19 protein-coding genes and 1 tRNA gene are annotated in these 19772 nt (G+C 66.1%); 14 read left to right on the top strand and 6 right to left on the bottom strand.

Translation table 11 applies throughout. The features are described 5' to 3' along the window. Positions 1-176: 176 nt before the first annotated feature. Entirely contained in the window at positions 177-1601 is a 1425-nt protein-coding gene (gene cysS / locus EO170_RS21070) for a cysteine--tRNA ligase (protein ID WP_164741125.1), read from the bottom strand. Between the two features lie 186 nt (positions 1602-1787). Between cysS and EO170_RS21060 the strand changes: the two genes are divergently transcribed. The 12 genes from EO170_RS21060 to EO170_RS21005 all read left to right on the top strand — a co-directional run bounded on the left by EO170_RS21060 (position 1788) and on the right by EO170_RS21005 (position 13794). Then, a complete protein-coding gene (locus tag EO170_RS21060) occupies positions 1788-2279 on the top strand; it encodes a hypothetical protein (RefSeq protein ID WP_164739250.1) in 492 nt (163 codons plus the stop codon). Positions 2280-2591: 312 nt separating this feature from the next. Beyond that, complete coding sequence (locus EO170_RS21055) at positions 2592-3617, top strand: N-acetylornithine carbamoyltransferase (protein ID WP_104586076.1); 1026 nt, start codon at positions 2592-2594, stop codon at positions 3615-3617. Positions 3618-3688: 71 nt separating this feature from the next. Beyond that, positions 3689-4933, top strand: a complete 1245-nt coding sequence (locus tag EO170_RS21050; protein ID WP_126947888.1) for an argininosuccinate synthase — start codon at positions 3689-3691, stop codon at positions 4931-4933. 196 nt (positions 4934-5129) lie between these two features. After that, complete coding sequence (locus EO170_RS21045; RefSeq protein WP_126947886.1) at positions 5130-6230, top strand: acetylornithine deacetylase; 1101 nt, start codon at positions 5130-5132, stop codon at positions 6228-6230. A 48-nt stretch (positions 6231-6278) separates the two neighbouring features. Then, on the top strand, positions 6279-7622 hold the full coding sequence (locus EO170_RS21040) for an acetylglutamate kinase (RefSeq protein ID WP_119128682.1): 1344 nt from the start codon (positions 6279-6281) through the stop codon (positions 7620-7622). Between the two features lie 5 nt (positions 7623-7627). Next, entirely contained in the window at positions 7628-8239 is a 612-nt protein-coding gene (locus EO170_RS21035) for a GNAT family N-acetyltransferase (RefSeq protein ID WP_104649090.1), read from the top strand. Then, on the top strand, positions 8236-9186 hold the full coding sequence (argC, locus tag EO170_RS21030; RefSeq protein WP_126947884.1) for an N-acetyl-gamma-glutamyl-phosphate reductase: 951 nt from the start codon (positions 8236-8238) through the stop codon (positions 9184-9186). The genes EO170_RS21035 and argC overlap by 4 nt, the downstream gene beginning before the upstream one ends. Before the next feature lie 126 nt (positions 9187-9312). Beyond that, on the top strand, positions 9313-10608 hold the full coding sequence (locus EO170_RS21025; RefSeq protein WP_126947882.1) for an argininosuccinate lyase: 1296 nt from the start codon (positions 9313-9315) through the stop codon (positions 10606-10608). Continuing rightward, positions 10608-10961, top strand: coding sequence for a cupin domain-containing protein (locus tag EO170_RS21020; RefSeq protein ID WP_164739245.1), 354 nt, complete (start codon positions 10608-10610; stop codon positions 10959-10961). The genes EO170_RS21025 and EO170_RS21020 overlap by 1 nt, the downstream gene beginning before the upstream one ends. Beyond that, on the top strand, positions 10961-11221 hold the full coding sequence (locus EO170_RS21015; RefSeq protein ID WP_126947880.1) for a YciI family protein: 261 nt from the start codon (positions 10961-10963) through the stop codon (positions 11219-11221). Before EO170_RS21020 ends, EO170_RS21015 begins: the two co-directional genes overlap by 1 nt. Before the next feature lie 13 nt (positions 11222-11234). After that, complete coding sequence (proB, locus tag EO170_RS21010) at positions 11235-12389, top strand: glutamate 5-kinase (protein WP_126947878.1); 1155 nt, start codon at positions 11235-11237, stop codon at positions 12387-12389. 160 nt (positions 12390-12549) lie between these two features. Further along, positions 12550-13794: a glutamate-5-semialdehyde dehydrogenase gene (locus EO170_RS21005; RefSeq protein WP_126947876.1), complete on the top strand. Its 1245-nt coding sequence runs from the start codon at positions 12550-12552 to the stop codon at positions 13792-13794. Between the two features lie 70 nt (positions 13795-13864). Here EO170_RS21005 and EO170_RS21000 read toward each other — a convergent pair whose 3' ends face one another. Next, positions 13865-14365, bottom strand: coding sequence for a hypothetical protein (locus EO170_RS21000; protein ID WP_232099089.1), 501 nt, complete (start codon positions 14363-14365; stop codon positions 13865-13867). Positions 14366-14402: 37 nt separating this feature from the next. On the opposite strand from EO170_RS21000, the gene EO170_RS20995 reads away from it, so the two are divergent. Together EO170_RS20995 and EO170_RS20990 are read left to right on the top strand one after the other, a co-directional pair. Next, positions 14403-14792 carry a hypothetical protein gene (locus EO170_RS20995; RefSeq protein ID WP_126947873.1) on the top strand — a complete coding sequence of 130 codons (390 nt, stop codon included), beginning with the start codon at positions 14403-14405 and terminating at the stop codon, positions 14790-14792. A 236-nt stretch (positions 14793-15028) separates the two neighbouring features. Then, on the top strand, positions 15029-16942 hold the full coding sequence (locus tag EO170_RS20990) for a CocE/NonD family hydrolase (protein ID WP_119128688.1): 1914 nt from the start codon (positions 15029-15031) through the stop codon (positions 16940-16942). Here the strand turns inward: EO170_RS20990 and EO170_RS20985 are convergent. The 4 genes from EO170_RS20985 to cydB form a co-directional block, all read right to left on the bottom strand. Further along, a complete protein-coding gene (locus EO170_RS20985; RefSeq protein WP_164741129.1) occupies positions 16923-18149 on the bottom strand; it encodes an MFS transporter in 1227 nt (408 codons plus the stop codon). The genes EO170_RS20990 and EO170_RS20985 overlap by 20 nt on opposite strands. Positions 18150-18272: 123 nt before the next feature. Next, positions 18273-18349, bottom strand: a tRNA-Pro gene (locus EO170_RS20980). Positions 18350-18410: 61 nt separating this feature from the next. Next, positions 18411-18521: a cytochrome bd-I oxidase subunit CydX gene (cydX, locus tag EO170_RS20975; protein WP_016903201.1), complete on the bottom strand. Its 111-nt coding sequence runs from the start codon at positions 18519-18521 to the stop codon at positions 18411-18413. 86 nt (positions 18522-18607) lie between these two features. Continuing rightward, entirely contained in the window at positions 18608-19759 is a 1152-nt protein-coding gene (gene cydB, locus EO170_RS20970) for a cytochrome d ubiquinol oxidase subunit II (RefSeq protein WP_126947869.1), read from the bottom strand. Positions 19760-19772: the final 13 nt, after the last annotated feature.

Genomic DNA, 19772 nt, shown 5'->3' with positions numbered 1-19772 from the left:
CCGCCAGCACGGGCCGGGGCGCGGAGCGGGGGGTGGGGGTGAGGGTAGGGGTGACGCCTCGCTGGAATTCGATGCGGGTGGCGTCGCCCTTACCTCAAGGAAGGCACATGTGGCTTCGCTCGCAGCCTCATCCGCCCCTGCGGGGCACCTTCTCCCGACGGGAGAAGGAAAGAGGGTCATGCGCGCTTCCAACGCACGCCTTGCGGGGTGTCTTCCAGCACGATGCCTTCGTCGGCCAGCTGGGTGCGGATGGCATCGGCGCGGGCAAAATCCCTGGCCTTCTTCGCGGCATTGCGTGCTTCGACCAGCGCAGTGATGCGCGCATCGTCGCCGGCGTCGGTGCCGCGCGAGAACCAGGCGGCCGGATCCTGCTGCAGCAAGCCCAGTGCCAGGCCTGCGCCGAGCAGCCGCGACTTCAGCCCGGACAGCGCGGCAACACCTGCCGGTGCGTCGCCGCCATGCGCGAGTTGGGTGCGCAGCGCGCGGGCCTCGGAGGCGATGCTGGCGATGACCGACAGCGCAAGCGGGGTGTTGAGGTCGTCGTCGAGCGCGGCCTCCACCTCGTCGGGAATCGCGGCCGGCGGCGCGGGGGCGATCCCTGCGGCGTGCTCGGCCGCGGCCAGGTCGCGCACGGTGCCGTACAGCCGATCCAGCGTGTTCTTGGCCTGTTCGATCAAGCCATCGGACCAGTCCAGCGGCTGCCGGTAATGCGCGCTCAGCAGCGCGTAGCGCAGCGCCTCGGGCGGGTGCCTGGCGATCAGGTCGTGCACGGTCTCGATGTTGCCCAGCGACTTGCTCATCTTGGCGCCGCTGAAATTGAGCATGCCGTTGTGCAGCCAGAAGCGGGCGAAGGTGGCGCCGCCATGTGCGCATTCGCTCTGCGCAATCTCGTTCTCGTGATGCGGGAACTGCAGGTCCACGCCACCGGCATGGATGTCGATGGTCGGGCCCAGGTGCGCGGCGGCCATCGCCGAGCATTCGATATGCCAGCCCGGGCGGCCGCGGCCCCAGGGCGAGTCCCAGCCGGGCAGCTCGTCGCTGGACGGCTTCCACAGCACGAAGTCGCCCGGGTCGCGCTTGTACGGCGCCACGTCCACGCGCGCGCCAGCCAGCATCTCGTCCGGATCGCGGCGCGAGAGCTTGCCGTAGTGCGCGAAGCTGGCCACCGCGAACAGCACATGGCCCTCGGCGGCATAGGCATGCCCATTGGTGATCAGCTGCTCGATCATCGCCACGATCTGCGGGATATGCGCGGTGGCTTCCGGTTCGATGTCCGGCGGCAGCACGCCGAGCGCGGCCATGTCCTGGCGATAGATCGCCGCGAAGCGGTCGGTGATGGTCGAGATCGGCACGCCCTGCGCCTGCGCGGCGGCATTGATCTTGTCGTCCACGTCGGTGATGTTGCGCGCGTAGCGCAGCGCCCCGAAGCGCCGCCGCAATAGTGCGGCCAGCACATCGAACACGACCGGGCCGCGGGCGTTGCCGATATGCGCGTAGTTGTAGACGGTGGGGCCGCACACATACAGGGTGGGGCTGGACGGATCGAGCGGTGCGAACGGCTCGACCCGCCGCGTCAGGTTGTTGTGCAGGCGCAGGCTCATCGGCATCTGGAAAAGGATAACCGGGCGATTCTAGCCGGTCGCGGCGGGATGGCGAACCAGCCGTCTGCCTACCACGATGCCGGTGACCGGATGGGCTGCGTTCAGCCCAAGGGATCGCAAGCTCCATACACTTACGTATTGCTTCGCTCCGCCCCCCTGGTACTGATGCGACCTTCCCCGTTCTTCCTGCTGCTGTGTGTGTTCGCCTGGCAGGCACCGTCAGCGCATGCGGCAGAGACCGATCCCAAGAACAGGGTGGTGGTGATCGAGAACGTGAAGCTGGATTACGCGCAGGTGCTCAACGTCGAGCCGGTCTACCAGACCTTGCGTGCCACCCGCATCGAAGAGCAGTGCGAGGCCGAGCCGGTCGCGCCGGTGGTGCCGGCCGAGGACGAAGGCCGCATCAACCGGATGGTGGATTCGGTCAAGGAGATGTTCTCGCGGCGCCCCGAGCCGGCCGCCGTGCCGATGGCAGTGCCACCGACCAGCACGCGGCGCAACTGCCGGGTGGTGGAAGTGCCGCGCGAGTTCCGGCGGCCGATCGCCTTCGACGTGGACTACGTTTACAAGGGCACCAAGTACCGCTCGCGGCTGCCGGAAGACCCGGGCAACCGGCTGCGCATCCGTGTGTCGGTCACCCCCTACATCCCCGACGCCATCGTCGCGCCGCCGCGCTGAGTCGCGCAGCGGTTGCGCCGTACCCGCATGCATGCGAGGATTCGCGCCCTATGCACGCAAACGCCTTTCAGCACGACACCAGCGCCGCCCGGATGGCCTCCGGCATGACCTCGCGTGCCCGCCGACCGGAATCCCACATTTTCGCTGGGTAACCGGAGCGTTTGGCTGTTCCGCTGTTGAAAACCCAGCCCTGAGGCTGGGTTTTTTCGTTTTGACGTCACAAAAGTTTCAACCGCAAGAAACGCGCATGTCGCGCACCCCGTCGCTCCTGGCGGACCACGCAGCAGAAGCACGCAGCACAAGGACCGATCGATGTCACTGAAGCACTTCTTGAACACCCAGGACTGGAGCCGCGCCGAACTGGACGCGCTGTTGACCCAGGCCGCGTTGTTCAAACGTAACAAGCTGGGAAGCGAGCTGAAGGGCAAGTCGATCGCGCTGGTGTTCTTCAACCCGTCCATGCGCACGCGGACCAGCTTCGAGCTGGGCGCGTTCCAGCTGGGCGGGCATGCAGTGGTGCTGCAGCCGGGCAAGGATGCCTGGCCGATCGAGTTCAATCTGGGCACGGTGATGGATGGCGACACCGAGGAGCACATCGCCGAAGTGGCGCGCGTGCTGGGCCGCTATGTCGACCTGATCGGCGTGCGCGCGTTCCCGAAGTTCGTCGACTGGTCCAAGGACCGCGAGGACCAGGTGCTCAGGAGCTTCGCCAAGTACTCGCCGGTGCCGGTGATCAACATGGAGACGATCACCCACCCGTGCCAGGAGCTGGCGCACGCGCTGGCCTTGCAGGAACACTTCGGCACCCAGGATCTGCGCGGCAAGAAGTACGTGCTGACCTGGACCTATCACCCCAAGCCGTTGAACACCGCGGTGGCCAATTCCGCGCTGACCATCGCCACCCGCATGGGCATGGACGTGACCCTGCTGTGCCCGACGCCGGACTACATCCTGGACGAGCGCTACATGGACTGGGCGGCGCAGAACGTGGCCGAAAGCGGCGGCTCGCTACAGGTCAGCCACGACATCGACAGCGCCTATGCCGGCGCCGACGTGGTGTATGCCAAGAGCTGGGGCGCACTGCCGTTCTTCGGTAACTGGGAGCCGGAAAAGCCGATCCGCGACCAGTACCAGCACTTCATCGTCGACGAACGCAAGATGGCGCTGACCAACAACGGCGTGTTCTCGCACTGCCTGCCGCTGCGTCGCAACGTCAAGGCCACCGACGCGGTGATGGATTCGCCCAACTGTATCGCCATCGACGAGGCCGAGAACCGCCTGCATGTGCAGAAGGCGATCATGGCTGCCCTGGTGGGCCAGGGCAGCCGGGATTCGTGATTGGGGATTTGGGATTCGCAACGGCGAACCCGGCTCCCGACCCAACCTAGTCAACTTCTAAAGAGACCCCCATGTCGCAGCAGACCGCTTCCACCAATCCCGAATCCCCACTCTCCAATCCCGGCACAAATAAGGATATCGTTCTCGCCTTCTCCGGCGGCCTCGACACCAGCTTCTGCGTTCCGTATCTGCAGGCGCAGGGCTATGCGGTGCACACCGTGTTCGCCGATACCGGCGGCGTGGATGCGGAGGAACGCGACTTCATCGAGAAGCGCGCCGCCGAGCTGGGCGCGGCCAGCCATGTCACCGTCGATGGCGGTCCGGCCATCTGGCAGGGCTTCGTCAAGCCGTTCGTGTGGGCCGGCGAAGGCTACCAGGGCCAGTACCCGCTGCTGGTCTCCGACCGGTACCTGATCGTCGATGCCGCGCTCAAGCGCGCCGAAGAACTGGGCACGCGCAGCATCGCCCACGGCTGCACCGGCATGGGCAACGACCAGGTGCGCTTCGATCTGGCGGTCAAGGCGCTGGGCGACTACCAGATCGTGGCGCCGATCCGCGAGATCCAGAGGGAGCACACCCAGACCCGCGCCTACGAGCAGAAGTATCTGGAAGAGCGCGGCTTCGGCGTGCGCGCCAAGCAGCAGGCCTACACCATCAACGAGAACCTGCTTGGGCTGACCATGTCCGGCGGCGAGATCGACCGGTGGGAAGCGCCGGGTGAAGGTGCGCGTGGCTGGTGCGCGCCGCGCAGCGAGTGGCCGGCCGAAGCGCTGACCGTCACCCTGACGTTCGTCGAAGGCGAGGCGGTCGCGCTTAACGGCAAGACGCTGCCCGGCGAGCAGATCCTGGCCCAGCTCAACAAGTTGTTCGCGCCCTACGGCGTGGGCCGCGGCGTGTATACCGGCGACACCGTGATCGGGTTGAAGGGCCGCATCGTGTTCGAAGCGCCCGGCCTGATCTCGCTGCTGACCGCGCACCGCGCGCTGGAAGATGCGGTGCTGACCAAGCAGCAGAACCGCTTCAAGCCGGATGTGGCGCGCAAGTGGGTGGAGCTGGTGTACGAAGGCTTCTATCACGATCCGCTCAAGACCGACATCGAGGCGTTTTTGAAGTCGTCGCAGTCCAAGGTCAACGGCGAGGTCACGCTGGAAACCCGCGGTGGCCGCGTCGATGCGGTGGCGGTGCGTTCGCCGCATCTGCTCAACACCAAGGGCGCGACCTATGCGCAGTCGGCCGACTGGGGCGTGGAAGAGGCGGAAGGCTTCATCAAGCTGTTCGGGATGAGCTCGACGCTGTATGCGCAGGTGAATCGCTGAGGCGACCGCTCCGCAGGCAGCCGGCATCTTGCTTCTCCCGCGTGCGGGAGAAGCTGGCGCATCGCGCCGGATGAGGGCGACCTGCCGCATGCCCCCATCCGCCCTGTCGGGCACCTTCCCCCGCAGGCGGGGGAAGGGCCAGAGGGGCGTTAGAAAGACCGACCACCCTCTGGCCGACGCAATCAAGACGCGATCAATGACCACACTGCTCGACAACACACTGACGCATCTGCAAAAGCTGGTGTCCTTCGACACCCGCAACCCGCCGCGGGCGATCGCTGCCGAGGGCGGCATCTTCGACTATCTGCGCGCGCAGCTGCCCGGGTTCCAGGTCGAGGTGATCGACCACGGTGCCGGTGCGGTAAGCCTGTATGCGGTGCGCGGTGCGCCCAAGTACCTGTTCAACGTGCATCTGGATACGGTGCCGGATTCGCCGCACTGGAGTGCCGATCCGCACGTGATGCGGCGTACCGACGATCGCGTGATCGGTCTGGGCGTCTGCGACATCAAGGGGGCGGCAGCGGCGCTGGTGGCGGCGGCCAATGCCGGGCAGGGCGATGCGGCATTCCTGTTTTCCTCCGACGAGGAAGCCAACGACCCGCGCTGCATCGCCGCGTTCCTGGCGCGCGGAGTGCCGTATGAGGCGGTGCTGGTCGCCGAGCCGACCATGAGCGAGGCGGTGCTGGCGCATCGCGGAATCAGCTCGGTGCTGATGCGCTTTGCCGGGCGTGCCGGGCATGCGTCGGGCAAGCAGGATCCATCCGCCAGTGCGCTGCACCAGGCGATGCGCTGGGGCGGCAGGGCACTGGAGCATGTGGAGTCGCTGGCGCATGCGCGCTTCGGCGGCCTGACCGGCCTGCGTTTCAACATCGGCCGCGTCGAGGGTGGCATCAAGGCCAACATGATCGCGCCGGCGGCCGAGCTGCGTTTCGGCTTTCGTCCGTTGCCGTCGATGGACGTGAACGGCTTGCTGGCCACGTTTGCCGGATTTGCCGATCCGCTCGCGGCGCATTTCGAAGAAACCTTCCGCGGGCCAAGCCTGCCGTCGGGTGACATCGCGCGTGCAGAAGAGCGCCGTCTGGCCGCACGCGATGTCGCCGATGCGCTGGACCTGCCGATCGGCAATGCAGTGGATTTCTGGACCGAGGCCTCGCTGTTCTCGGACGGTGGCTATACCGCACTGGTGTACGGACCGGGCGATATCGCCCAGGCGCACACCGCCGACGAATTCGTGACGCTTGCGCAGTTGCAGCGTTACGCAGAGTCGGTCCATCGCATCATTAACGGCTGCAACTGAAGCCGCGTTCCGCGCCTGGCGCGGCCATTCCTCTCTTCGATCACGGCAATGTCCCTCTCCGCACAGCCCCACAAACAGACCCGTCAGACCATCGTGCGCCTGCTTTCGAGCATGGCCAGCGCCAAGGAAATCAGCCAGTACCTCAAGCGTTTCTCGCAGCTGGATGCCAAACGCTTTGCGGTGGTCAAGGTGGGCGGCGCGGTGCTGCGCGACGACCTGGACGCGCTGACCTCCTCGCTGTCGTTCCTGCAGGAAGTGGGCCTGACCCCGATCGTGCTGCATGGCGCCGGCCCGCAGCTGGATGCGGAGCTGTCTGCAGCGGGCATCGAAAAACAGACCGTCAACGGCTTGCGGGTGACCTCGCCCGAAGCCCTGGCGATCGTGCGCAAGGTGTTCCAGGCCTCCAACCTCAAGCTGGTCGAAGCGCTGCAGCAGAATGGCGCGCGTGCGACCTCGATCACCGGCGGCGTGTTCGAAGCGCAGTATCTGGATCGCGACACCTATGGCCTGGTCGGCGAGGTCAAGGCGGTCAACCTGGCGCCGATCGAAGCCAGCCTGCAGGCCGGCTCGATTCCGGTCATCACCAGCCTGGGCGAGACGCCGAGCGGGCAGATCCTCAACATCAACGCGGATTTTGCTGCCAACGAACTGGTGCAGGAGCTGCAGCCATACAAGATCATCTTCCTCACCGGCACCGGCGGTCTGCTGGATGCCGATGGCAAGGTGATCGATTCGATCAACCTGTCCACCGAGTTCGATCACCTGATGCAGCAGCCGTGGATCAACGGCGGGATGCGGGTCAAGATCGAACAGATCAAGGACCTGCTCGATCGCCTGCCGCTGGAATCGTCGGTATCGATCACCCGGCCGGCGGATCTGGCCAAGGAGCTGTTCACGCACAAGGGCTCGGGCACGCTGGTGCGGCGCGGCGAGCGCGTGTTGCGCGCGACCTCCTGGGACGAACTGGACCTGCCACGGCTCAAGACCCTGATCGAATCCAGCTTCGGCCGCACGCTGGTGCCCGAGTACTTCAGCAACACCAGGTTGCTGCGCGCCTACGTCAGCGAGAACTATCGCGCCGCGGTGATCCTCACCGATGAGGGCATGCTGGGTGCAAGCGCGTTGATCTACCTGGACAAGTTCGCCGTGCTCGACGATGCGCAGGGTGAAGGCCTGGGCCGTGCGGTGTGGAACGTGATGCGCGAGGAAACCCCGCAACTGTTCTGGCGCTCGCGGCACAACAACCAGGTCAACATCTTCTACTACGCCGAGTCCGACGGCTGCATCAAGCAGGAAAAGTGGAAGGTGTTCTGGTACGGGCTGGAGAGCTTCGAGCAGATCCAGCACTGCGTGGCGCATTGCGCGACGCGCCAGCCGACGCTGCTGGGCTGAGTACGATGGCGCCCGTCGCATTGCCATCGCTTTGGCGCGAGCTGCCCACGTTACGTGGGCAACACGCACTACTGGAACCCTTGCAGGCTGCGCATGCCGATGATCTGCGCGGCGCGCTGGGCGACGGGGCCTTGTCGCGGCTGTGGTACACCGGCGTGCCGGCACCGGCGCAGGTGGACGACTACGTGGGCGCTGCGCTGGCGGCGCAAGCCGACGGGCGGGTGCTGCCTTACGTGGTGCGCGATGCGGCCGGTGAGATCGTCGGCTGCACGCGCTATTACGGGCTGGATGCGACAGTGCCCAAGCTGTCGATCGGCTACACCTGGTACGCGCCGCGCGTGCAGCGCAGCGGCGTCAATACCGACACCAAGCGGATGCTGTTGCAACACGCCTTCGAAACGCTGGGCTGCCTGAGCGTGGTGTTCGAGACCAGCTGGTTCAATCACACCTCGCGCGCGGCGATTGCGCGGCTCGGTGCAAAGCAGGACGGCGTGCTGCGCAATCACACCCGTCACCCTGACGGCACACCGCGCGATACCGTGGTGTTCTCCATCATCGATACGGAATGGGCCGGGGTCAAACGCCACCTGCAGTTCCGCCTGGAAGCAAACGCATGACTGTTCAAGCAACGACCATCGGCATCGTCGGGGCCCGCGGGCATACCGGATCGGAATTGATCAAGCTGGTGGTGGCACACCCGCATCTGCAGCTGCTGTTCGTGTCCTCGCGCGAACTGGCCGGGCAGCCGGTGGCCGACCACAACGCTGCGTATCGTGGCGAATTGCGCTACGAGAGCCTGGATGCCGACGCGGTGGCCGCCAAGGCCGCCGACGTGGTGATCCTGGCATTGCCCAACGGCAAGGCCGAACCCTTCGTCGCGGCGATCGATGCGGCCAGGCCGCAGACACTGCTGATCGATCTGTCGGCCGATTACCGCTTCGATCCGGCCTGGTATTACGGGCTGCCCGAGCTGACGCGCGGTAGCTACGCCGGGCAGAAGCGCATCAGCAACCCGGGTTGCTATGCCACCGCGATGCAACTGACGATCGCCCCTTTGCTCGACCAACTGGCCGGCCCGCCGCAGTGTTTCGGCGTGTCCGGCTATTCCGGTGCGGGCACCACGCCGTCGGACAAGAACAACCCCGAGCTGCTGGCCGATAACCTGATGCCGTATGCGCTGACCAACCACATGCACGAGCGCGAAGTCTCTGCGCAGCTCGGCGTGCCGGTTGAGTTCATGCCGCATGTGGCGCCGCATTTCCGCGGCATCACCATGACCGTCAACCTGTGGCTGCAGCAGCCGCTGACACGCGAGCAGATCCAGGCGCGCTACACGCAGCGTTACGCTGACGACCCGCTGATCGAGATCGTCGATGAAGCGCCGTGGGTCAGCCGCATTGCCGGCAGGCATGGCGTGCAGATCGGCGGCGTGACGCTGGCGCCGGGCAACAAGCGCGTGGTGGTCGTGGCCACGCTGGACAACCTGCTCAAGGGCGCGGCGACGCAGGCGATGCAGAATCTCAACCTGGCGTTGGGCTGGGACGAATTGACTGCGATTGGCTGATGATGCGAGTCCCTCGCAAGAGCCCGCACATCCATGTGCGGGGATTCGAAGATGCGAGTCCCTCGCAAGAGCCCGCACCTCCATGTGCGTTGATTTAACTGGACGACTTACTCGAGACGCTTTCCGATGACCAATCTGTTGTGGCAAAAACCCGGCGTGGCGGTGGACGCCAAGATCCAGAGTTTCCTGGCCGGCGACGACGTCATCCTGGACCGCGAGTTCTTCCTGTACGACATCGCCGCCAGCAAGGCGCATGCGCAGGGGCTGCAGCACATCGGCATCCTGTCGCTGCAGGAGCTGGGCGGGCTGAGCGAGCAACTGGATCTGCTGGCTGCCGATTTCCGCAGCGGTGCGTTCGTGCTGGACGAGCGCTACGAGGACTGCCATTCTGCGATCGAAGCGCGCCTGACCGAACGGCTGGGCGATGCCGGCCGCAAGATCCACACCGGGCGCAGCCGTAACGACCAGATCCTGGTCGCCACCCGCCTGTGGTTGAAGGATAAGCTGCAGCGCGTGGCCGAGCTCGGCGCGGAGATCGCCAAGGTGGCGCTGGATCGCGCGCAGGCAGAAGCCGCGTTGCCGGTGCCGGGCTATACGCATATCCAGCGCGCGGTGGTGTCCTCGGCCGGCATGTGGTGGGCGGGCTGGGCCGAGGCCTTTATCGACAATGCGGTGCGTGCGGCCGACACCCTGCGTCTGGTGGACAGCAATCCGCTCGGTACCGCGGCCGGTTACGGTGTCAACCTGCCGCTGGACCGTGCACACACCACTGCCGAGCTGGGCTTTGCACGGCTGCAGGTGTCGCCGATCTATGCGCAGCTCTCGCGTGGCAAGTACGAACTGGCCGCGCTCGAGGCGCTTGGCAGCGCAACGCTGGACCTGCGCCGGATTGCCTGGGACCTGTCGTTGTTCACCAGCGGCGAGTTCGCCTTCGTCGCGCTGCCGGCGCAGTACACCACCGGCAGCTCGATCATGCCGAACAAGCGCAACCCCGACGTGATCGAGCTGATGCGCGCCACCCACGCCAGCGTGGCCGCCGCGCGCACCGAGATCGAACAGTTGCTGTCGCTGCCGTCGGGCTATCACCGCGACCTGCAGAGCAGCAAGGGCGCCATCGTGCACGGCTTCGGGCGCGGCATGGCGGCGCTGGAACTGCTGCCGGCCCTGCTGGCCAACCTGGAATGGCGCCCGGACAAGCTGCGTGCGGCGATCGATTCGGGCATGTACGCCACCGACGTGGCGGTGGAAGCGGCCGTTGCCGGTGTGCCGTTCCGCGAGGCCTACAAGGCCGCGGCGGAATCGGCCGATACCGCCGGGCAGGGCCGCACGCCGGAAGGCAGCCTGGCCGCGCGCGTCTCGCCAGGCGCCGCCGCGGACCTGCAGCTGGACGTGCTGCGTGCCCGCTGGGAGGCGCTGGTCTGATGGCCGTGATCAGTACCGACAGCGCAGAACATTATCCCTGGGGCGAGGCCAGCGATGGCTGGCACCTGCTGCGCGACCCCAACCTGAGCGTGCTGGAAGAACGCATGCCGCCGGGCGCTGCCGAACTGCGCCATCGGCACAGCCGCGCACGGCATTTCTTCTATGTGCTGGCCGGCGAGGTGATGCTGCAGCTGGACGGCGAGCAGCATGTGCTGCGCGCGGGGCAGGGCCTGCATGTGCCGCCCGGTTCCACCCATCAGATGCACAACCTGTCCGAGAGGGAAGCACGCTTTCTGGTGATTTCCACGCCGTTCGGCCGTAGCGAAGCAACACCCGACAAGGAGGCCGGCTGATGGCGACGCGCTATCTGGTATTGGCGATACGCAAGCCGGATTTCCCGGCCGATGTGGTGCAGCCGCATCGTGCATTTCTCGACACGCTTCGTGCGGCCGGGCAGCTGGAGCTGACCGGCGGCTTCAGCGATGGCAGTGGTGGCGCCTACGTGCTGGTCAACGTGGACAGCCTGCAGCAGGCGCAGCAGATCGTGGCACGTGATCCGCTGGTACTGCGCGATGCCTCCACGCTGACCGTCCATGAGTGGAACACGCACTGAGCAGATCGTCGCCATGAGCACGCCCATCGCCACTGCTGCGTCGTTTACCGAGCAGGCGCTGCCGCCGTGGCGACGCGCAGTGCTCAAGGTCGGCAGCAGCCTGCTGGCCGCCGATGGCGGTGGCTTGTCGCCACGGTTCGCATTGGGCCTGGCGCAATTTGTCTCGGCCAATCTGGCCGCCGGGCGCGAGCTGGTGATCGTGTCGTCGGGCGCGGTGGCGGCCGGCCGGGCGATCCTGCCCAGGGCGGCCGAGGCCGGCGCACCGATCGCCGCGCGCCAGGCGCTGGCTGCGCTGGGTCAGGCGCAGTTGATCGCGCTCTGGCAGCGCTTCTTCGAGCGCCCGGTAGCGCAGGTGTTGCTCACCCACGACGACCTGCGTAACCGCCGCCGCTATCTCAACGCACGCGCCACCCTGGGCGAGTTGTTGCGGCTGGGCGCGTTGCCGGTGATCAACGAAAACGACACCGTGTCGGTGGACGAGCTCAAGCTGGGCGACAATGACAACCTGGCCGCGATCGTCGCCGCCCTGGTCGATGCCGATGCCTTGTTCATCGCCACCGATATCGACGGGTTGTACAGCGCCGACCCGCGCAGCAATCCGCTGGCGCGGCCGCTCGACGACGTGCCCGAGCTCACTGCCGAGGTGCTGGCGATGGCCGGCGGCAGCGGCAGCAGCGTGGGCACCGGCGGCATGCGCACCAAGCTGGAGGCCGCCGCCAAGGCCGGTGCGGCCGGCATCGAAACCTATCTGTTCAACGGCCGCAATGGCGATGTGGTGCGCGCCCTGGCGCAGGATCGCCTGCATGGCACGCGGATCCATGCCGCGCGTACGCGCATTGCCGCCCGCAAGTACTGGCTGCGCCACGCACCGGTGGAGGCGGGCGCAATCCTGATCGATGCCGGTGCCGCCGCCGCGCTGACCGACAAGGGCGCCTCGCTGCTGCCGGGCGGGGTGGCCGGTGCGCACGGCGACTTCCGGCGTGGCGACATGGTGGAGATCCGCCTGCGCGACGACGCCGGCGAGCGCTGCCTGGCACGTGGCGTCAGCCAGTATTCGGCCGTGGATATCCGCCGCATCGCCCGCCGCCACTCGCGCGAGATCGATAGCGTGCTCGGGTATAGCTATGGCGAGAACGTGGTGCATCGCGATGATATGGTGCTTTTGTAGCGGGGATTGGGGAATCGGGATTGGGGATTGGCAAACGCATGTGCGCTGCGTTTCTCGAACCTCGCCTCCGTGTCCCTACGACTGATTCCCTTGTGGTGCTAAAACGGTGTCGTCCGCTTTTGCCAATCCCCAATCCCGACTCCCCGATCCCGGCCCTCCAATGACCATCAAATCCCTCGCCCTGCAATGCCGTGATGCGGCGCAAGTACTGTCGCAACTGTCCGCGCAGGCCAAGCAGGACCTGCTCGACGCGATGGCTGCCGCACTGGAAGCCGATGCCGCATCGATCCTTGCCGCCAACGCGCGCGATCTTGAAGCCGCCCGTGCCAAGGGTACCGGCACGGCCATGCTCGACCGGCTGGCACTGGACGACAAGCGCCTGGCCGGCATCGCCGCAGCCTTGCGCGAGGTCGCGCAACTGCCCGATCCGGTCGGGCAGGTCACGCGCGAGGATGTTCGCCCCAATGGCATCGTCGTGCAGAAGGTGCGCGTGCCGCTGGGGGTGATCGCGATGATCTACGAAGCACGCCCGAATGTGACTGCCGATGCGGCAGCGCTGTGCATCAAGGCCGGCAATGGCGTGATCCTGCGGGGCGGCTCGGAAGCGATCCACTCCAATACCGCGATTGCGCGCGCCCTGCAGCGCGCCTTGCGCGAGGCCGGCGTGCCGGAAGCGGCGCTGACGCTGGTCGAGGATCTACGCCGCGAGACCATGCTGGAGCTGCTGCAACTCAGCGATATCGTCGATCTGGCGATTCCGCGTGGTGGCGAAGGACTGATCCGCTTCGTCGCCGAGCATGCGCGCGTGCCGGTGATCAAGCATTACAAGGGCGTGTGCCATCTGTTCGTGGATGCGTCGGCGGACGTGGATCTGGCCGTGCGTCTGTTGGTCGATGGCAAGGCCAGCCGGCCATCGGCCTGCAATGCGCTGGAGACCTTGCTGGTGCATGCCGACATCGCCGCGCGTTTCCTGCCGGCGGCCGCGCAGGCCCTGCGCGACCGTAACGTGGAGCTGCGTGGCGATGCGGCAACGCGCGCACTGTTGCCGGATATTGGCGCCGCCAGCGACGAGGATTACGCCGCCGAATTTCTCGACCTGATCCTTGCCATCCGCGTGGTGCCGGATCTGGACACCGCGCTGGCGCATATCCGCCAGTACGGCTCGGACCACACCGAGGTGATCGCCACCCGGGACGCCGCCAATGCCGAGCAGTTCGTGCAGTCGCTGCGCTCTGCCGTGGTGATGGTCAACGCGTCCTCGCGCTTCTCCGACGGCGGCGAGCTCGGCCTGGGTGCGGAGATCGGCATCTCCACCACGCGCCTGCATTCTTACGGCCCGATGGGCCTGGAAGCGCTCACCGTGGAGCGCTTCGTGGTGCGTGGCGAGGGCCAGGTACGCCATTGAAGTGGCATGCGTTGCCGGCTCAGTCCTGTGGCGCTGTGCATTGCAGCGCCACTGGCCGACATCGACTCGATCACGTGGCCCGCTTTTCTCCTCCAAGCACCGTGCTCATCCATTCATCGCTTGTTGGGGAAACGAAGCCAGTTCCTGACAGCCACACCTGTTTCCCCGCGCGGTCCCACTTTTCCATCTTTTCTTTGAATTCGGCGGGATAGTCGTTTGCCCTGCAGGCGATATTGCACCAGGGGTCGCAGACATAGATGTCCGCGTCCCAATCTGTCATGTCCGAAGGCAAGCTGCCTGCGCGCGGCACTGGGCCGACGATCGCGGCGGTGTGCGCTGTTCCATTGAAGAAAGCAAGGCGTGCGATCTGGTTGTGATCTTGCTGCAAATAGTGGACGGCCAGGGTAGCCAGCTCACCGCAGTTGTGCGCGTTCCCATCCATGGCCGCCGACACCACGTCCTCTTCCAGGTTATCCACCTGCTGTCGCATCCGGGCGATCTCTGCAGTCGCATTGTGGATTCGAACGGCCTCCTCAAAGCCAGCGTTTCTCTTTTTGTTGCTCGATTTCAAGCGGGGCGCCTTGTAGTACTCGGCCCTGACGGACTGCATGACCTCGCTGACAGCCCTAAGGCTAGGCGAGAGGGAGCGCTGTCGTGAAGACGATCTGCTCGCACTCCTGCGATGGCTCGCGCTGCTCAGTCCTGCCAGCACGCCACCTGTGTGGTCGGGGCTGTTGACACGCTGCGAAGTGCTGCCCGCTGGCGGCTGCTGGGCCGGAGAACTTTCGGTATATGTGAATCTTCCCGACTGGACACGATCGACGGAACCGCAAATACCCATGGATGAGCACCTGATTGGTAAAGGCCGCTCCATCATGTGCGGGAACATCCCTTTCGAAAAATGGAAGCGCGAAGCGATCGACTTGCGTGCGAATCGTGGATATCAGCATCGCCTCCAGCACGCGATGCGCGAGCAATGGAAAATAATTCGCTGCTGATCGTTGGGTGTGATCGCGCGCGACTTGGCGGCAGTGATGCGCTGGTCATTGTTCTCGCCAGGCCTTCGCGGCTGCCAGCTGAGCGATACATGGACTCCGTTGGTTCAGATGCCGGGGCCGCGCCTTGCGGTTGGCCCGCGTGTTCCCATCCCGCCAACCACGACCTTTGACACTCCCCCGGCAGGCCGCGTCCTGCCTACAGTCGAGGACTGCCCCCGCACGTTCCGGAGTCGTCGATGCGCCGTTTTGCCGCCTGCCTGCTCGCCACCGCCATTGCCGCCGCCACCGGCGGCGCGCTGGCGCAAACCTCGCCGATGACGCCGGACATCACCGGCAAGCCGTTCGTGGCCAGCGACGCCGCCAACGACTACATCAAGCGCGAGGTCATGATCCCGATGCGCGACGGGGTCAAGCTGCATACGGTGATCGTGCTGCCCAAGGGCGCACGCAACGCGCCGATGGTGCTGACGCGCACCCCGTACAACGCCAGCGGGCGCACCGAGCGCATGGCCTCGCCGCATATGAAGGACCTGCTCGCACAGGGCGATGACGTGTTCGTGGAAGGCGGCTATATCCGCGTGATCCAGGACGTGCGCGGCAAGTACGGCTCGGAAGGCGATTACGTGATGACCCGGCCGCTGCGCGGTGCGCTCAATCCCAGCGAGGTGGACCATGCCACCGATGCCTGGGACACCATCGACTGGCTGGTGAAGAACGTGAAGGAGTCCAACGGCAAGGTCGGCATGATCGGCTCGTCCTACGAAGGTTTCACCGTGGTGATGGCGTTGACCAACCCGCATCCGGCGCTCAAGGTCGCAGTGCCGGAAAGCCCGATGATCGACGGCTGGATGGGCGACGACTGGTTCAACTATGGTGCGTTCCGCCAGGTCAACTTCGACTATTTCACCGGCCAGCTCACCCAGCGCGGCAAGGGCATCGGCATCGCGCGCCAGGGCCATGACGACTACAGCAACCTGCTGCGTGCCGGCTCGGCGGGGGATTTCGCCAAGGCCGCCGGCCTGGAGCAGCTGCCGTGGTGGCACAAGCTCACCGAACACGCCGCCTACGACACGTTCTGGCAGGAGCAGGCGCTGGACAAGGTGATGGCGCGCACGCCGCTCAAGGTGCCGACCATGTGGCTGCAGGGGCTGTGGGACCAGGAGGACATGTGGGGCGCGATTCATAGCTACGCGGCGATGGAGCCGCGCGACAAGGGCAATACGCTCAACTACCTGGTGATGGGCCCGTGGCGGCACAGCCAGGTCAACTACGACGGCAGCGCGCTGGGCGCATTGAATTTCGACGGCGATACCGCGCGCCAGTTCCGTCACGACGTGCTGCGCCCGTTCTTCGACCAATACCTGGTCGATGGCGCGCCCAAGGCGAGCACGCCGCCGGTGTTCATCTACAACACCGGAGAGAATCACTGGGACCGTCTGCAGGCCTGGCCGCGCAGCTGCGCCAAGGGTTGTGCCGCGGCCAGCAAACCGCTGTACCTGCAGGCCGGCGGCAAGCTGTCGTTCCAGCGGCCGGCGGCGGGGCAGCCGGGCTTCGAGGAATACGTGGCCGACCCGGCCAAGCCGGTGCCGTTCGTGCCACGCCCGGTGGACTTCGGCGATCGCAGCATGTGGACCACCTGGCTGGTGCAGGACCAGCGCTTCGTCGACGGCCGCCCGGATGTGCTGACCTTCGTCACCGAGCCGCTGACCGAACCCCTGCAGATCGCCGGCGCACCGGAAGTGCACCTGCAGGCCTCCACCAGCGGCAGCGACAGCGACTGGGTGGTGAAACTGATCGATGTCTATCCGGACGAGATGGCGTCCAGTCCGAAGATGGGCGGTTACGAATTGCCGGTGTCGCTGGCGATCTTCCGCGGCCGCTATCGCGAGAGTTTCAGCACGCCCAAGCCGCTGGCGTCCAATCAGCCGCTGGCGTTCCAGTTCGGCCTGCCGACTGCCAACCACACCTTCCAGCCGGGCCACCGGGTGATGGTGCAGGTGCAGTCCAGCCTGTTTCCGCTGTACGACCGCAACCCGCAGACCTACGTGGACAACATCTTCTTCGCCAGGCCCGGCGATTATCAAAAGGCCACCCAGCGCGTCTACGTGACCCCGGAGCAGCCCAGCTACATCAGTCTGCCGGTACGTTGACCACGCCGGCGCCGCGCGGCGCCGGTGCCCAGACGTCTTCCAGCAGCTGCGGGCGGCAGGCCACCCAGGCTGCCGCCAGTTGCAGCAGGATGCAGATCACCAGGAAGACGAATGGCGAGGTCCAGCCGCCGTGGTGGGCGTGCAGCCAGCCGAACAGGAACGGCCCCAGGCAACTCATCGCATAGCCCATGCCCTGCGAAAACCCGGACAGGGCCGCCGAGCCGGCCGCGGTGCGGCTGCGCTGGTTGACCAGCACCAATGCCAGCGGAAACGTGCTCGGCCCCAGGCCGAGCAGGGTCACCCACAGGATCGGCGCGGCCAATGGCGCCCACCACAGCCCGGCGAACGCGACCAGGTGGCAGGCCGCGCACAGCAGCACGATCGGAAAGGGGTTGCGCATGCGCACTGCCAGCGCCGGCATGGTCAAGGCACCGACCATGCCCAGTGCGGCGAACAACGCCACCATGGTGCCGCCGAACGCGGGCGAGGCGCCGGCTTCGCGCAGCAGGGTCGGCAACCAGGTGAACATCGAATAGGTGACCAGCGAGGTCATGCCGAAGGTCACCGCCATGCTCCAGCCCAGGGCGGTGCGTGCCACGCGGCCCTCGGCTTCGGGCGTGGGGGTGACCGGTGCCGGTCCGGTCGCGCGGAGACGGCGGTGGTTGGTGTGCACCATGGCCCAGGCCACCAGTGCCAGCAGCGCCGGCAACACCCACACCACCATCGAGCTGCGCCAGCCCAGCGCATCGGCCACCGGTACCGCCAGCAGTGCCGGCAGCAGGGTGCCGACCTGCAGCACGGTGATGTAGAGCGTGCTGACGCCGCCGACGCGATCGCCGAAATAGCGCTTCACCAGCGGCGGCAGCACCACGTTGCCCATGCCCATGCCGGCCAGCGCCACCAGCGATCCGATGAACAGTCCGGTGGTCTGCGGCAACAGCGGGCGCAACACCAGGCCGAGGGTGGCCAATGCCATCGACAGCAGCGCCGTGCGCAGCAGGCCGTAGCGGCGCAGCAACGCCGGCGTGGCGACCCCGGTGAGCGCGAATGCCGCGGTCGGCAACATGCCGAGCGCGCCCATGGTGGGCGCGCCGAATGCGTACTCGTCGGCAATGCGTTCCAGCAGCGGCGTCAACGAGGTCACCGCGGTCCGCAGATTGAACGCGGACAACAAAATGGCAGCCAGCACCAGGCCGCGACCACGCAACCGGGCGGACGGGGAGGCAGCGGCAATGACAACAGACATGACAGACCATCCGCACTGCGCACCTGCATGCGCCAGCGCCTGAAAACACAAAACCGGCACGAGGCCGGTTTTGTGTTTTGAAACTGGTCGGGGAGACAGGATTCGAACCTGCGACCTCTACGTCCCGAACGTAGCGCTCTACCAGACTGAGCTACACCCCGAAGGAGCCGCGTATGTTACATAGGGAATGCCAGATCGGCAAGCATCTATCGAAAATATTTTTTACCGATGCGGTTGGCCACGCTCGGGCTCGCGTGCTTCGAACCACATGCCGTTGAGCACCGCAGCCAGTGCGGCCAGGCCGGTGCCGAGGATCCAGGCGAAATACCACATTGTCATTCTCCTTGAGTCATTGAAATACGTGAGACGTTGAAGGCCCGTTGCAGGCGCCATGCGCGCAGCAGCGCAGCGGGGCTTGCTCAGTAGGCGTTTGGATTGGCCGACAGTTCGTCGGCGGTGACCTTGCCCTTGAGCACGCGATAGACCCAGCTCGTATAGGCCAGCACGATCGGCATGAACAGCGTGGTCGCCAGCAGCATGATCCACAGCGTCAGGCGGCTGCTGGAGGCATCCCACAGCGTCAGGCTTGCGCTCGGTGCGGTGGACGAGGGCAGCAGGAACGGGAACAACGCAAAGCCGACGGTGAAGACGATGCCGACGATGGCGCAACCCGACGCGAGGAACGCCAGGCCGCCGCGACGTACGCGCAACAGCAGCGCATTCATCGCAAGCCCGATCAGGCCGACCAGCGGTGCGATCAAGGTGGCCGGCATGCTGCTGTAGTTGTGCAGCCAGCCGCCGGCTGCGGTGAGTGCGGCGGTCTTGGCCAGTGGATTGGTCGGCGCATCGGTGGCCAGCACCGAGGTCACTGCATACCCCGGCAGACCTAGTGCCACCCACGCACCGGCGGCCGCAAACAACGCCACCGCGCCGAGCGCGGCGATGCTGCCGAAACGCGCGGCGCGCGCGGCCACCGGTCCGTCGGTCTTGAGCACCAGCATCGCTGCGCCGTGCGCCATCAGCATGGCCACGCTGAGCAGGCCGGCGAGCAGCGCGAACGGTGTCAGCAGTCCGAACAGGTTGCCGGTGTAGAAGATGCGCATGCTGTCGTCGAAGTGGAACGGCACACCGAGCAGCACGTTGCCGACCGCCACGCCCATGATCAGCGCCGGAATGCAGCCGCCGACGAACAACGCCCAGTCCCAGTTGTTGCGCCAGCGCTGGTCGACCAGCTTGCCGCGGAACTTGAAGCCGACCGGGCGCAGGATCAGTGCGAACAGGATCAGGAACATCGCCAGGTAGAACCCGGAAAAACTCACCGCATACAGCGGCGGGAATGCGGCGAAGATCGCGCCGCCGCCCAGGATCAGCCACACCTGGTTGCCTTCCCAGACCGGGCCGATGGTGTTGATCACCAGCCGCCGTTCGGCATCGTTGCGGGCAACCAGCGGCAGCAAGGTGCTGACGCCCAGGTCGAAGCCGCCCATCACCGCGTAACCGGACAGCAATACGCCAAGCAACAGCCACCAGATCACGCGCAGTGTGGTGTAGTCGAGCAAGATGAAATCCATGGTGTCTCTCCTG

It is taken from the genome of Xanthomonas sp. BRIP62409 (genome assembly GCF_003992965.1).
In the GTDB taxonomy this organism is placed as follows: Bacteria; Pseudomonadota; Gammaproteobacteria; order Xanthomonadales; family Xanthomonadaceae; genus Xanthomonas; species Xanthomonas euroxanthea.
Note: the sequence above shows the minus strand (reverse complement) of the source record. Positions and strands in the feature narration are given on the sequence as shown.